The organism is Anaeromyxobacter sp. SG66 (assembly GCF_022690805.1).
GTDB lineage: Bacteria > Myxococcota > Myxococcia > Myxococcales > Anaeromyxobacteraceae > Anaeromyxobacter > Anaeromyxobacter soli.
The window spans coordinates 36,951-49,203 of sequence record NZ_JALCZC010000005.1; the positions used below are offsets into that span (position 1 = coordinate 36,951).

Annotated in this window: 9 protein-coding genes; 1 reads left to right on the top strand and 8 read right to left on the bottom strand. The window is 75.3% G+C overall.

Annotated features, from left to right (window positions below; all coding sequences use genetic code 11):
* Window positions 1-28: 28 nt before the first annotated feature.
* On the bottom strand, window positions 29-907 hold the full coding sequence (locus MNZ39_RS03120; protein WP_242334326.1) for a DMT family transporter: 879 nt from the start codon (window positions 905-907) through the stop codon (window positions 29-31).
* Between the two features lie 181 nt (window positions 908-1,088).
* On the opposite strand from MNZ39_RS03120, the gene MNZ39_RS03125 reads away from it, so the two are divergent.
* Window positions 1,089-2,255, top strand: coding sequence for a metallophosphoesterase (locus MNZ39_RS03125; RefSeq protein WP_242334329.1), 1,167 nt, complete (start codon window positions 1,089-1,091; stop codon window positions 2,253-2,255).
* A 51-nt stretch (window positions 2,256-2,306) separates the two neighbouring features.
* On the opposite strand, the gene MNZ39_RS03130 is transcribed toward MNZ39_RS03125, so the two are convergent.
* The 7 genes from MNZ39_RS03130 to MNZ39_RS03160 form a co-directional block, all read right to left on the bottom strand.
* Window positions 2,307-5,171, bottom strand: coding sequence for a DUF748 domain-containing protein (locus MNZ39_RS03130; protein ID WP_242334332.1), 2,865 nt, complete (start codon window positions 5,169-5,171; stop codon window positions 2,307-2,309).
* Window positions 5,172-5,255: 84 nt separating this feature from the next.
* Window positions 5,256-6,602 carry a hypothetical protein gene (locus MNZ39_RS03135; protein WP_242334335.1) on the bottom strand — a complete coding sequence of 449 codons (1,347 nt, stop codon included), beginning with the start codon at window positions 6,600-6,602 and terminating at the stop codon, window positions 5,256-5,258.
* A 207-nt stretch (window positions 6,603-6,809) separates the two neighbouring features.
* Window positions 6,810-7,577 carry a hypothetical protein gene (locus MNZ39_RS03140; RefSeq protein WP_242334338.1) on the bottom strand — a complete coding sequence of 256 codons (768 nt, stop codon included), beginning with the start codon at window positions 7,575-7,577 and terminating at the stop codon, window positions 6,810-6,812.
* Window positions 7,578-7,732: 155 nt separating this feature from the next.
* Entirely contained in the window at window positions 7,733-9,073 is a 1,341-nt protein-coding gene (locus MNZ39_RS03145) for an OFA family MFS transporter (RefSeq protein WP_242334341.1), read from the bottom strand.
* 23 nt (window positions 9,074-9,096) lie between these two features.
* Window positions 9,097-10,155 carry a GTP 3',8-cyclase MoaA gene (gene moaA / locus MNZ39_RS03150; protein WP_242334344.1) on the bottom strand — a complete coding sequence of 353 codons (1,059 nt, stop codon included), beginning with the start codon at window positions 10,153-10,155 and terminating at the stop codon, window positions 9,097-9,099.
* Window positions 10,139-11,320: an NrfD/PsrC family molybdoenzyme membrane anchor subunit gene (gene nrfD, locus MNZ39_RS03155; RefSeq protein WP_242334347.1), complete on the bottom strand. Its 1,182-nt coding sequence runs from the start codon at window positions 11,318-11,320 to the stop codon at window positions 10,139-10,141. Before nrfD ends, moaA begins: the two co-directional genes overlap by 17 nt.
* Entirely contained in the window at window positions 11,320-12,252 is a 933-nt protein-coding gene (locus MNZ39_RS03160) for a 4Fe-4S dicluster domain-containing protein (protein WP_242334350.1), read from the bottom strand. The genes nrfD and MNZ39_RS03160 overlap by 1 nt, the downstream gene beginning before the upstream one ends.
* Between the last annotated feature and the right edge of the window lies 1 nt (window position 12,253).

Sequence of the window (12,253 nt, forward strand, 5' to 3'; positions counted from 1 at the left end):
CCTGGCTGGAGGGTTCATGGAGGCTGCGCTAGCGGCGACGCCGCGGCACGAGGGTGAGCGCGATCCCGGCCAGGATCGCGGCCGCGGAGAGGACGAGCCGCGGCGTGAGGCGCTCGCCGAGCAGCGCCACGCCGCCCACCGCCGCGAGCACCGGCACGCCGAGCTGGAGGGCGGCCGCACGCGTCGCGCCGAGCGCCGGCACGACCGCGTACCAGAGCGTGTAGCCGCCGCCGGACGCGAGCGCGCCGGAGGCGACGGCGAGCGCCGCGCCGGCCGCCGTGAGCCGCGAGCCCCACGCCCCGAGGGCCGCCGCCGCGAGCGGCAGCGCGAGCGCCGCCGCCCGGGCGAAGTTGTCGGCCGTCGTGGCGAGCGGATCGCGGGCCGATCGGCCGCGCAGGCTGTAGACGCCCCACGCCGCGCCCGCGACGATCATCAGGGCCGCGCCCGCCGTCTCGACGCCGTGCGCGCCCGGTCGCGTCAGCGCGGCGAGCCCGCCGAGCGCGATCGTCACCCCCGCCCACTGCCGCGGCGCGGGGCGAGCTCCCTGGGCGACGGCGAGGCCGATCATCGTCACCTGCACGGCCGCGAACAGGAGCAGCGCCCCCGCGCCGGTCGGGAGGCGGACGTACGCGAACGAGAACGGCGCCGCGTAGACGACCAGGATGGCGGCCGAGGCCCAGCTTCCGCTGCCCCGCCGCCCGCCACGCGCCGCGGCGAGGGCGACGAGGAAGGCCGCGCCGGAGACGATCCGGAGGCCCGTGAAGCTCGCCGGGTCCGCGAGCGACCCCCGCAGCGCCGCGCGGGCGAGGAGCGAGTTCGCAGCGAAGCAGCCCAGCGCGGCCGCGGTGAGCAGGGCGACCGCGGCAGGCGGCGGTCGAGCCGCGCCAGGCGCGGCGGGCGCCCTCATGCGGGCCCGATCGGCCGGATCGCTGGGTTCCTGCAACTCTGGCCTCCAGGAAGAGGGACGGCCGGGCGACCATAACGCGCCGCCCGGACGCGCGCGTGCGCCGCTGCGTTCGCCTCCGCCCCGGAAGCGGCGCCCGCCGGGCGTGCGCGCGGCGCGCCGTTCCGCTACGTCACTGTTCTCCATGCGTGCGCGAGTCGCCCTCGTGGTCGTCGCGGTCCTCGCCTCCGTCGCGTGCGTCTCCTCGCGTGAGGACAGGGTCGAGCGGCGCGCGGTGAAGGTGCTCCCGGCGGCCGCGCCGCTCGAGCCCCCGGCGATCCGCATCCTCTTCTTCGGGGACTTCGGGGCGGTCACCCCCCAGCAGGGCGCCGTCGCGCGCGCGATGCTGGCGGAGAACGCCGCCGCTCCGTTCGACCTCGCGATCCACGTCGGCGACAACCTCTACGCCTGCGGCCCCGACCCGCGCGTCCGCAACGCCGCGAGCTGCGCCTTCGAGGCGGACGGGAACACGGTGCGCCCCGGGCAGGACATCGGCGCGGACGGGCGCTTCGCGCGGTCGTTCGAGCGCCGCCTCGAGGGGCTCTCGCGCGGCGGCGAGCCCGTCCCGGTGTACCTCGCGATCGGGAACCACGACGTGAGGGTGGACGGGCCGTGCCGCCGCGAGCTCCGCGGGCCGCCCGCCACCGAGCAGCGCGTGAAGGCGTGCCTCGAGGTGCAGCACCAGGGTCCGCACTGGAGGATGCCCGGGAGGCACTACGTCGTCGAGCGCGGGCCGGCGCGGCTCATCGTGATCGACACGCTGCTCCTCGCGGGCGACTACGGCGGGTTCCGGTGGGAGGACGAGCTCGACTTCGTCCGCCGCGCGTCCGCGGGCTGCGGAGGCGAGCGTCACTGCTTCGTGGTGGGGCACTACTACGCCGACGTCGCGGGCGACCCGCGGAACCGCGCCGCCATGGTCCGCCAGCCGGAGTATGTGCGCAGGGTGCGGCAGCTCGAGGACGCGATGGGGGACCGCATCTCGGGGTGGCTCGCCGGTCACGCCCACGACCTGCAGCACCTCCGCACGGCGCGCGGTCACGACGAGTTCATCGCCGCCTCGACCTCCTCGACGCACCCCAAGCCGTTCGCCGGGCCCTTCGCGGGCGGCCGGTCGCTGTACTGGTCGCAGCGGTGGGGCTTCGGGGTGCTCGAGGTGAACGCCGCCGGCTGGGAGATGAGGCTCGTCGGGCGGGATCGCCGGAGCCTCTACTGCTGCCGGGCCGTCGGCCGCGGGCATTGCGAGCCGTACGCCTGCAACCCGGTCACGGCGACCCCCGGCCCCGTGCGAGCCCGCCGCGCTCCTCGGGCGTGAGCTCGCCAACGGAGGAGCGAGCTCCCGGGCGGCGCCGCGGGGCGGCGTCCCTCACCTCACGGTGAAGTACACGCGCGCGCCCTTCTCCTTCTCCGCGCGCTCTCCGCCCTGCGTCAGGAAGAGGCGGCCCTGGTCGATCCCGGCCGCGAGCAGCGCCTCCCGCGCGCGCTGCGCCCGCTCCGCCGAGAGCGAGCGGTACGCCTCGGCCGGCACCTCGACCGCGGCGGCGAGGCGCTCCTCCATCTCCTGCGGCGAGGGCGGCGCGGCCGCAGCCTCGCCGGACTTCCGCGGCGCGGCGGGGAAGGCGGCGTCGTACGCGGCGCGCACCAGCCGGGCCCGCTCCTCGGGCGAGAGCGTCACCTCGTCCGCGGACGGCGGAGGCGGCCGCATGGACGCAGCCTTCGCGCGCCGGAGCGACCGCTCCAGGGCGGCGCGCCGCAGCGCGGGGCCGTCCTGGTCGGGATCGGCGGAGCCCTCCAGCTCGAGCCCGAGGGCCGGCCGCTGCGCGAGCGACCTCGCGAGGAGCCCGAACCGCTCCTGGGCGCTCGGCAAGGCCTCGGCGGCGCCGGGGGCGAACTCCACCAGCGAGAGGTCCGCGTGATCGCCTCCGGCGAGGGCGGCGAGCGCGCTGAAGGGCGAGGTCGCGACCTTCACGAGCACGTTCAGGACCGTCCGCCAGATCACCTTGCCGAGGTGGAAGTTCGGGTCGTCGAGGTTCCCCTCGATCGGGACGTCGAGGAGGATGACCCCGTCGCGATCCTGGAGGAGCGCGAGCGCGAGCCGCACCGGGATCTTCGTCGCGTCGGGGCTGTTCGTGGGGTCGCCGAGCGTGAACTGGTTCACCCTGACGACGTTCGTGGAGGCGAGGTTCCGGTTCTCGATCTTGTAGCGGAGGTCGAGGTCGAGCTTGCCCTTCTGGATGCCGTAGCCGAGGAACTTGCCCGAGTAGGTCGCGAAGGGCGACAGGTCCACGCCTTGCGAGGCGACGACGAGCTCGGTGAACGCCTCCTTCTGCAGCGGGTTGAGCGTGCCCGAGATGCGCACGGGGGACGCGCCCTCCACCTGCAGCTTCACGTCCACGGTGGACCGCACCCGCGGATCCGAGGAGAGCTTCGCCACCGCCGCGTCGGCGCCGGTGACGTTCACGATCGCGGGCGGGCTCACGGAGCGATCGACGAAGGCGGCGCGCCCGCGCACCACCTGGACCGCTCCGATCGCCGTCCGCCACTCCGGGCCGGGCGGGGGAGGCGGCTTCCCCGGCGCGGGCGCTGGCGCCGCGCGGAGGGCGCGCGCGAAGCTCGTCGCGCCGTCCTCCCAGACGTACGCCTTCACCCGCGGCTCCACGAGGCGGACGAGCCGCACGGAGGCGCGCGGCGGCGTGGACGCGGCGTCGATCCCGGTGACCTCGAGGGATCGCCAGCGCAGGAGGTCCTCGTTGCCCCTCTCGGCCACCGCGAGCCCGTCGAGCCGGACGTCGCCGGCGAAGGTCCAGCGCGGCGCCTTCCCGGACGCGTCGAAGTCCACGGTCGCCCGGGCGCCGGCGCGCCCGCCGGTGAGCCGCGCAGTGACGTCGGGCTCGAGGTAGGGCTGGAGCGGCACGAGGTCGAGCTCGGCCGCGTCCACCTCGAGCTTCCCCTTGCTCCCGAACGGCTGGACCGGCCCCTTCACGGCGAGCCGGCCGCGCCCGTTCCAGACGAGCGACAGCGAGACGGGCCAGGTCGCGTCCGCTTCGGGCCGGAGCCGCTCGATCCGGAGCGCCACGTCGGTGAGGGGCAGGGCGACCGGCCGCGACGGGGTGCGGTCCTGGAGGTCCAGGGCGAGCCCGGAGACCGCCAGCGCGCCGATCGACCACTTCCACGGGGACGGCGGAGACGGGGGCGGGGCCATCCGCGAGAGCTCCAGGCTCCCGTCGGCCTCGCGCAGCACGCGCACCTTGCCGCCGCGGAGCGAGACCTCGTCGATCTTCGCTCGCTGTGCCAGCGCGTCCACCTCGATCCCGGACACCTCGATGCGCGACAGCTTCACGGCAGGTTCGGCCACCCCGCGCGGCCCCATGGCGAGCCGGTCCACCGTCAGCTTGCCGCCGGCGAGCGCGAGGACGCGCCGGGCGGTGCCCCACTCGAGCTCGTAGCGCGTCTCGAAGGCGAGGCGCCCGTCGTGCAGATCCGCCGGGAGCTCGTCCTGGATGTACGGCGCGTACTTGGGGAGGTGGATCCCCTCGAACGCCAGCGTCCCCGCCGAACGAAGCGGCTCCGTCCGCACCGTGCCCGTCCAGCTGAACGTCTCGCCGGACTCCGTCGTGCCGGTGAAGGCGTAGGGGCTGTCTCCCCCGCCCCGCGTCCGGAACGAGTCGAGCCGGATCGTGACGGGGCCGAGGATGGTGTCGAACGCGGGGCTGCGGGTCGCGTCGCGGAACACCACGCGCGCCTCCTCCACCGCGAGCCGGCCGATGGAGACGCGAGGTCCACCCCCGGACTTCGCGGGCGCGGCGGGTGCCGCCGGCGGGGCCTCCGGCTCGAGCAGGTCCTGGAACGTCAGCGCACCCTTGCGATCGAGGCCGACGTTCAGGGACGGCTTCACGAGGCGGATCTCCGCGAGGCCCACCTCACCGAGCACGAGCCGCTGCGGCGCGAGCCGCACGTAGAGCGACCCCCAGCCGGCGAACGGCGTTCCGTCCGGATGCGCGACCGCGAGCCCCTCGATCGTGATCGAGAGGGCGAGCGGGTTCACGCCCACCTTCGCGACGGTGACCTGGCGGTGCAGCGCGGCCGAGCCCTCCTTCACGAGGACGCGCCGGAGGAGGGCGGGTGCGGCGAGAAAGCCGAGGGCGGTGTAGGCGACGAAGATCGCGGCGACGACGACGGCGGCTCGGAGGAGCCGCCGCCGCCGGGCGGGGGTGGGAGAAGGGGCTACCATGGCGCCTTTTAACCATCGGAGGCCCGCGACGCGCAATGGCCCCGCTCGGCGCGGCGCGGCCGAGCCGCGGCGATCCGGCGCGCCTCACAGCGATCGCAGGAACTGCACGAGGTCGGCGCGCTCGTCGGGCGTGAGCTCGAGGCCGAGCGTGTCCGCGTAGTGCGCCACGACCGACTCGAGCGTCGGGAACCGGCCGTCGTGGTAGTAGCCGCCCTTGGCGCGGGTGAAGAGGCCGGCGAGAGGCGTCGTGCGGTAGAAGCGCTGCTCCGGCGAGCGGCTCGCCTGGAAGTCGTCGATCCCGAGCTCCGCCGCGGTGTGCATCGCGAAGCCGGGCTCGGTGTAGAGCGGCGGGACGTGGCAGGTGGCGCACTTCCCCTTGCCCTCGAAGACCGCCTTCCCCCGCGCGGCGGCGTCGGCGTCGAACGAGCCCTCCGGCGGCTTCGGGGCCGGGATCGCGAGCTGGTAGAAGTGCAGCGCCGCGAGCCTCGGCGTGATGCGATCGTCCGTCGAGCGCACGTCCGCGAAGCCCGCCTTCGCGGCGATCGGGAAGCGCGTCGCGTCGGCGAGGCGCGGGTCGAAGAACGTGCCCTTGCCGTGCATCTGCGTGTTCGCGACGAACGCGTTCCAGTACGTCACCGAGCCGAAGCCCGTGTACGTGTGCAGGTTCACCCCGGCGAGCCCGAACGCGGCGGGCAGGAGCGTCGCGCCGGTCTTGCCGTCCGGGCGGAACGCCTTGCCGTCGAGGGCGAGCTCCGCGTCGTAGCGGCCCGGCCCCCAGCTCCGCAGCACCGTGCGGACCGTGTCCTCGTCCGTGCCGAGGAGCGCCGCGAACGGCGCCAGCGTGGGCGCGCTCGCGACGATCGCGCCCACGTCGAGGTCGCGGTTGGGCCAGCCGTCGAGCCGCCGGCCGATGCCCGTCGCGAAGGAGTCGTCGACGGTCGAGTGGCACAGCGCGCAGGTGATCCCCACCGAGCGGAGCGTGCCCGCGTCGTCGAACTGGCCCTTCACGCCGAGGACCGCGTCCGCGCGGAGCAGCGCCACGGTCACGGCGGGATCGTCGAGGTTCACCTCGCCCCTGCGCACGGCCTCCGCCGTCGCCGGCGGCACGGCGCCGGCGTCCACCTTGAGCCCGAGCGAGAGCGCTGCGCGCGGGGAGAGGCCCGGCCCCACGCCCCCGTTCGCCTGCCCCGCGATGGCCTCGTGCAGCCGGAGCTGCCCACCCCAGAAGTCCTCGTCGCCGAACGTCTCGTCGCGGAAGACGCGCCGGCCCTCGTCGAGCAGCCGGTCGGCGTGATCGAGGATCGGGTCCTCCGCCGCGGGGCGCGCGGGGTGATGGCTGCTGCGGGCGGGCTGCGGTCCGGCTGCCTTCGGGAAGGAGAGGTACAGGGCGAGGGCTGCGAGCGGGACGGCTGCGGCGAGGGCACGTCTCATGGATCTCTCCTCCAGGCGCGGCTCAGCGCCCAAAGCCGCCCGAGCCGCGGGGCGCGGCAGCGGGTGGCAGTCGAGGGATTGGATGCGGGGGGCGGAAGGAGGTTTCAGCGGACGGGATCGTCGCGGTCGGGGTCGAGCGTGCCCCCAAAAACGCGGCGGGGGCCGCGCACGAAAGGCGCGGCCCCCCGCCATCGTCCCTTCACCGGCTCAGCGCTGCTGCTGCGGGACGCCCTGCTGCGAGCTGCCCTGCTGTCCGCCCGCGCCTCCCTGCACCTCGATCCGGAGCGCCTGCGGCGCGCCGCCCTGCTCGGTGAACGCGGCCCGGACCTGCGTCCCTTCCTTCAGGTCGCTCACGGTGCGCTGCTGGCCGTCGATGAGGACCGGTGTATCCGGGCCGACGCGGAGCTTGATGTCCGGCTCGGCGCCGCCCTGGCGCACGACGACCTCCTGCGCGCTCGCGCTCACGACGGTGCCGCTCGCGGTGCGCTCGGCGGCCGCCCCGCCCGCGGGGCTCGCCGGCGGAGGCTGCGGCTGGGCTCCGGTGGGCTGCTGGGCCGACTGCTGCGCGCGCTCCTGCTCGCTCTTCGCGAGCTGCTCGTGCTCCTGCGCCGCCTGCTGCTGGGCGTTCGCGGTCGCCTGCGCGGCCTGCTGGTTCGACTGCCGGGCCTGCTGCTGCGCGCCCTGCGCCTCACCGAGCTCCTTCTGCTCCTTCGCCCGCGCCTTCTGGAGCTCCTGCTCCTTCTCGCGCACGTCCTTCTGCGCGTCGGCCACCTGCTTCTGCTCGTCGGCCGCCTTCTTCTGCGTCTTTGCGGACGACTCGGTCGCCTTCTCGGCCTGCTCCTGCGAGGCGACCGCGCCGCCGGTATCTCCGCGGCCGCTCGCCTTCCTCTGGTCGTCGCCCCGCTGGCAAGCCGCGGCGAGCAGGCCCGCCGCGCCAGCCGCGAGATACGCACTTCGAGTCCAAGAAGATGCCATTCGTCTCCCTCCGTCGCGTAAAGGTGGTGACCGCGACGGTGCCGTGCGAGCCGGGCCGGACGGCGGGGGCAGCGGGCGGGCGGCGCCCGCCAGGTCGAGGCTCCTCCTCCCCCCGCGCCGGGGGCAGCGGCGGTCGAGCGAGGCGCGAGCGGCGCTCAGGCGTGGACGCGCCGGTTCGGGAACAGGTGCGCCCAGCGGCCCGCGCCCTCGCGCTCCGCGCCGGGGCGCCGGGTCACGATGGGCAGGATCGCCGCGACGAGCAGCACCACCGCGATGACGGGCAGCGCGCCGGAGAACGATCCGGTCGCGTCCTTCACGAGCGCGACGAAGATCGGGCCGACGACGCCCCCGACGCCCCACGCCAGCAGGATCCACCCGTAGTTCACGCCCATGTACTTCGTGCCGAAGTAGTCGGCCGTGAACGACGGCATCGTCCCGAACCCGCCGCCGTAGTCGAGCAGCACCACCGCGAACAGGATCGCCACCACCGGCAGGGCGTGGATGCCGCCCACCACGAAGAAGATGACGACCTGCGAGCCGTAGATGAGGAGGTAGGCGGCGTTCCGCCCGATGCGGTCGGAGACGGCGCCCCAGAAGAACCGGCCGAGCCCGTTGAAGAGCGCGATGAAGCCGTAGACCGCGAGCGCCGTCTCGGGCGAGGTCCCCGTGAGCTCGCGCATGATCGGCACCGCGTTCGAGATGAAGAGGATGCCGGCGGTGACGTTCAGGAAGAGCATCATCCAGAGCGCCCAGAACTGCGGGGTCCGGAGCGCCTCCGAGGGCGGGTAGTCGCGCGTGGCGCGGGAGGCCACGGCGGGCGAGGCCGCGGCCGCGGGGACCGCGGCGGGCGGCGGGTTCCGGATCACCAGCGCGCAGAGCCCGCCGAGGATCGCGAAGACGACGCCCGACACGATGAACGTCCGCATGAGCGTGCCGGTCGCCCCGGCGGAGAGCACCGCGTCGCTCGCCCCTGCGGCCCGGGCGGCGAGCACGCGCCCCGCCTCGCGCGACGCGCCGGCGAACGCCGGGATCGCCTTGAGGACGTTGTTGTAGAAGAACGCGCCCAGGCCGAAGCCCATCACCACCATGCCGCTGCCGAGCCCGCGGCGGTCCGGGAACCACTTCGTCACCGCGGCGACCGGCGTCACGTAGCCGAGGCCGAGGCCGAGCCCGCCGATGACGCCGTAGGTGAAGTAGATCCACGGCGCGCCGAGCGCGGTCGTGCCGAGCCCTGCGAGCACGTTGCCGAGCCCCCACAGGACGAGGCCGGTCACCGCCACCGGGCGCGGTCCCTTCGCGTCCTGCCAGCGCCCGCCGATCACCGCCCCGATCCCGAGGAACAGGATGGCGAGCGCGAACGTCCAGGTGGTGGTCGTGTTGGACCAGCGGAAGGCCGCGATGAGCGGCTGGGTGAACAGGCTCCAGGAGTAAACCGTGCCGAGGCACGCCATCGCGACCGTGCCCGCTGCGGCGATGAGCCACCGATTCGACGTCATGACGTCTCCCTCCGGCGGAGCGCCTAGCCCCCGATGCCGCGCATTGCCAGCAGCACGAGCCCGGCGCCTGCCTCCTCCATGTGATGACGCGGCGCCTTCCTCCCCAGCGCGCCCGCCACGGCGTCGGCGAGCGCCTCGTCCCCGTCGCCCGCCCGCATCCGATCCTTGAGCTGTACCCGATCCTCGCCCCCCAGGCAGGCCTGGAACCCGCCGTCGGCCGCGATCCTCGCCCGGTTGCAGTCCTCGCAGAAGTTCTCGGTCATCGCGCCGATGAAGCCGACGAGCCCCTCGCGCCCGTCGCGGTCGCGGGCGCGCATGTGGCGGGCCGGACCCCAGCCGCGGAAGAGGTCGGGGGCGAGCGAGAAGCCCGCCTCCTCGAGCCGCCGGCGAACCTCCGCGAGCGGCACGGGCGCGCCCCCGCCGAACGGCATCTGCTCGATGAACCGAGGGAGGGCGCCGCGGTCCCAGGCGTAGCGCACGAGCGACCCGAGCTCGTCCTCGTTCACGCCCGGCATCACCACGGTGTTGAGCTTCAGCGAGCGGAACCGGCCCGCCGCGGCGTCGATGCCGGCGAGGATGCGGTCCAGCCGCGCCGCCTGGCCCGAGACGCCGCGCAGCCGCTCCGGCGCGAGCGTGTCGAGGGACACGTTGAGCGCGCCGAGCCCCGCCGCGTGGAGCGGCTCGACGAGCTCTGCGAGCCGGTGGCCGTTCGTGGTGATCGCGACGTCCTCGATCCCCGGCGTCGCGGCGGCGTCCGCGACGATCTCGACGACGTCCCTGCGCAGCGTCGGCTCGCCGCCGGTGAGCCGGATGCGGCGCACGCCGAGCGCGGCGAAGAGCCGGAACAGCCGGGCCAGCTCCGCGCGGGAGAGGAGGGCGTCCGGCGGCTCGTACGCCGCCGGCGAGCAGTAGGTGCAGCGGAAGTTGCAGCGGTCGGTGAGCGCCACGCGCAGGTAGCGGATGGTCCGGCCCTGCGCGTCGACGAGCGAGCCCCGCGGACGGCAGGCGGCGGCGTTCACGCGCTCCGCAGGGGCCGGGCGCGCGGCGGTGGCCGGGACGACGGGCTCAGGGAATCGCTCCATGTTCCACCGATTCCTCACCCGTCGCGTCGATCCCGCTCGGTGCGGGCATCCGTCCGGGCGCCTCCCCCTTCCTAGTCAGCTCCGCGGCGCCGCGCCCGGCGCGCTGCAGCTCGAACGTCGCGTGGGGATCCCGGGCGGAGGCACGTCCCGCGGCCAGCACCCCGAAGCGGAGCGCGAGCGTCCCCAGCGTGCCGAGGGCGCCCGAGGCGATCCGCAGCGCGGGCGAGCGGCGGCGCACGAGGTCCACGACCGCCGAGGCGCCGAGCAGGATGCGCGCGCCGCGAAGGAGGGCGCCTGCCGCGCCGCGCCGGAGCGGCCGCTCCACCCGCTCGAAGCCGGCCTCCCGGTGCAGCGCCCGCGAGAGCGCGATCTCGGCGCCCTTCGCGACGAGCCCGAACCGCCGCGCCATCTCCGCCCCCGGCCCCGCGGGCGGCCAGAGGTCCAGCGCCGCGCCGGCGCTCACCGCGCCGGAGAAGGCGAACAGCATCGGCAGCGTGTTGCGCGTCTCCTGCCACACCGGCACCGCGGTGTTCGCGAGCAGGACGCCGGTGTAGCCGACGAGCGGCAGGCCCAGCGCCCCGGCCGCGAGCCCCGCGGCGTCGCCGGCGCGCCGGAGCGCGCGGGACGACGGGAGGAGCGCCGGCAGCGCCGCCGCGCCGCTGAGCGCGCCGAACGAGGCGAGCACCCAGGTGCCCATGTTCATCGGCGAGGTCGGACGGAACACGCGCATCATGGCGATGAACCGCGCCGGCCGGCCCAGGTCGGCGATGAGCAGCCCCGCGCTCGCGACCGCCCCGCCCACCGCGAGCGTCCGGCAGCGCCGCACGAGGGGAAAGGTGCCGCGCCCGCCGGCGAGCTGCGCCGCCGCGCCGAGCACCCCGCACGCCCCCGCGAGGCCGCCCGTGTAGAAGTACGCGGGGATCATCCACCTCCACACCGGCTCCTTCAGCACGGGCAGCCCGTGGTAGCTCGGCCCCTCCACCTCCTCCTCCGGGAGGGAGGCGGTCCGCTCCGCCGCGCGGTCCGCGCGCGCGAGCGCGGCCGCCGCGCGCTGCGGCGAGGCGCGCTGCCCGGAGGCCTCGCCGGTGAGGCGCCCCACCTGCGGATCCACGTTGCGTCCGTCCCTTGGCGTCGAGGCCTGCCTCAGCGGATCCATCGCGTCCATCACGCCCTCCGCGCCGAGAACACCGCGCCCATGGCGAGCGCCGCGAGCGAGAGCACGCCCGCGGCCATCGACCGCCACGACCGCACCACTTTCGCGGTGGGCACCACCGGGTCGGGCGGCAGGTTGTAGACCTCGGGGCGATCGCACAGCAGGAAGAACGCGTGCAGCCCCTCGGTCCCGGGCTGGCTCGCGGCGTCCTCGCCGTAGAGGTGGGCCTCGGCCACGCCGCGCGCGTGCAGCTGCTCCACGCGCCGGCGGGCCCGCGCGCGCAGGTCCTCGAGCTCGCCGAACTGGATGGAGGCGGTCGGGCAGGCCTTCGCGCACGCCGGGACCATCCCGCCCTTCAGCCGGTCGTAGCAGAGCGTGCACTTCCACGCGCGGCCGTCCTCCTCGCGCCGGTCGACGACGCCGAACGGGCAGGCGGAGACGCAGTACCCGCACCCGTTGCAGACGTCCGGCTGGACGTAGACCGAGCCGAACTCGGTGCGCACGATCGCGCCGGTGGGGCAGGCCTCGAGGCAGCCGGCGCGCTCGCAGTGCTTGCAGACGTCGGAGAGCATCAGCCAGGAGAACTTCCCGAGCGCGCGCTCGGTGGGCCCGAGCGCGACGGGCGTCTCGAGGTGCGTCGGCTGGATGTCGTGCCCGAGCAGGCTCGTCGGCCCCGGCTGGCCCGCCGGGAACAGCTCGCCGAACGCGCGCGCGCCGCCCTCGACGCCGTCGCGCGGGCTCCCCTGGCCCGGCAGCTCCGCCGCGCGCTCCACGAACGCGACGTGGCGCCAGGTGGAGGCGCCGAGCATGCCGGTGTTGTCGTAGCTCATGCCGGTGAAGTGGAAGCCGTCGTCGGGGAGCTGGTTCCACTGCTTGCACGCGACCTCGCAGGCCTTGCACCCGATGCAGAGCGTGGTGTCGGTGAAGAAGCCCATCCGCTGCATG

What these genes read in the sequence shown, in the direction of transcription:
- MNZ39_RS03130 (WP_242334332.1), bottom strand. Translation starts at nt 5,171, where the DNA reads ATGGTAGCCCCTTCTCCCACCCCCGCCCGGCGGCGGCGGCTCCTCCGA.
- MNZ39_RS03160 (WP_242334350.1), bottom strand. Translation starts at nt 12,252, where the DNA reads ATGCAGCGGATGGGCTTCTTCACCGACACCACGCTCTGCATCGGGTGC.
- MNZ39_RS03145 (WP_242334341.1), bottom strand. Translation starts at nt 9,073, where the DNA reads ATGACGTCGAATCGGTGGCTCATCGCCGCAGCGGGCACGGTCGCGATG.
- moaA (WP_242334344.1), bottom strand. Translation starts at nt 10,155, where the DNA reads ATGGAGCGATTCCCTGAGCCCGTCGTCCCGGCCACCGCCGCGCGCCCG.
- MNZ39_RS03140 (WP_242334338.1), bottom strand. Translation starts at nt 7,577, where the DNA reads ATGGCATCTTCTTGGACTCGAAGTGCGTATCTCGCGGCTGGCGCGGCG.
- MNZ39_RS03120 (WP_242334326.1), bottom strand. Translation starts at nt 907, where the DNA reads ATGAGGGCGCCCGCCGCGCCTGGCGCGGCTCGACCGCCGCCTGCCGCG.
- MNZ39_RS03125 (WP_242334329.1), top strand. Translation starts at nt 1,089, where the DNA reads ATGCGTGCGCGAGTCGCCCTCGTGGTCGTCGCGGTCCTCGCCTCCGTC.
- MNZ39_RS03135 (WP_242334335.1), bottom strand. Translation starts at nt 6,602, where the DNA reads ATGAGACGTGCCCTCGCCGCAGCCGTCCCGCTCGCAGCCCTCGCCCTG.
- nrfD (WP_242334347.1), bottom strand. Translation starts at nt 11,320, where the DNA reads ATGGACGCGATGGATCCGCTGAGGCAGGCCTCGACGCCAAGGGACGGA.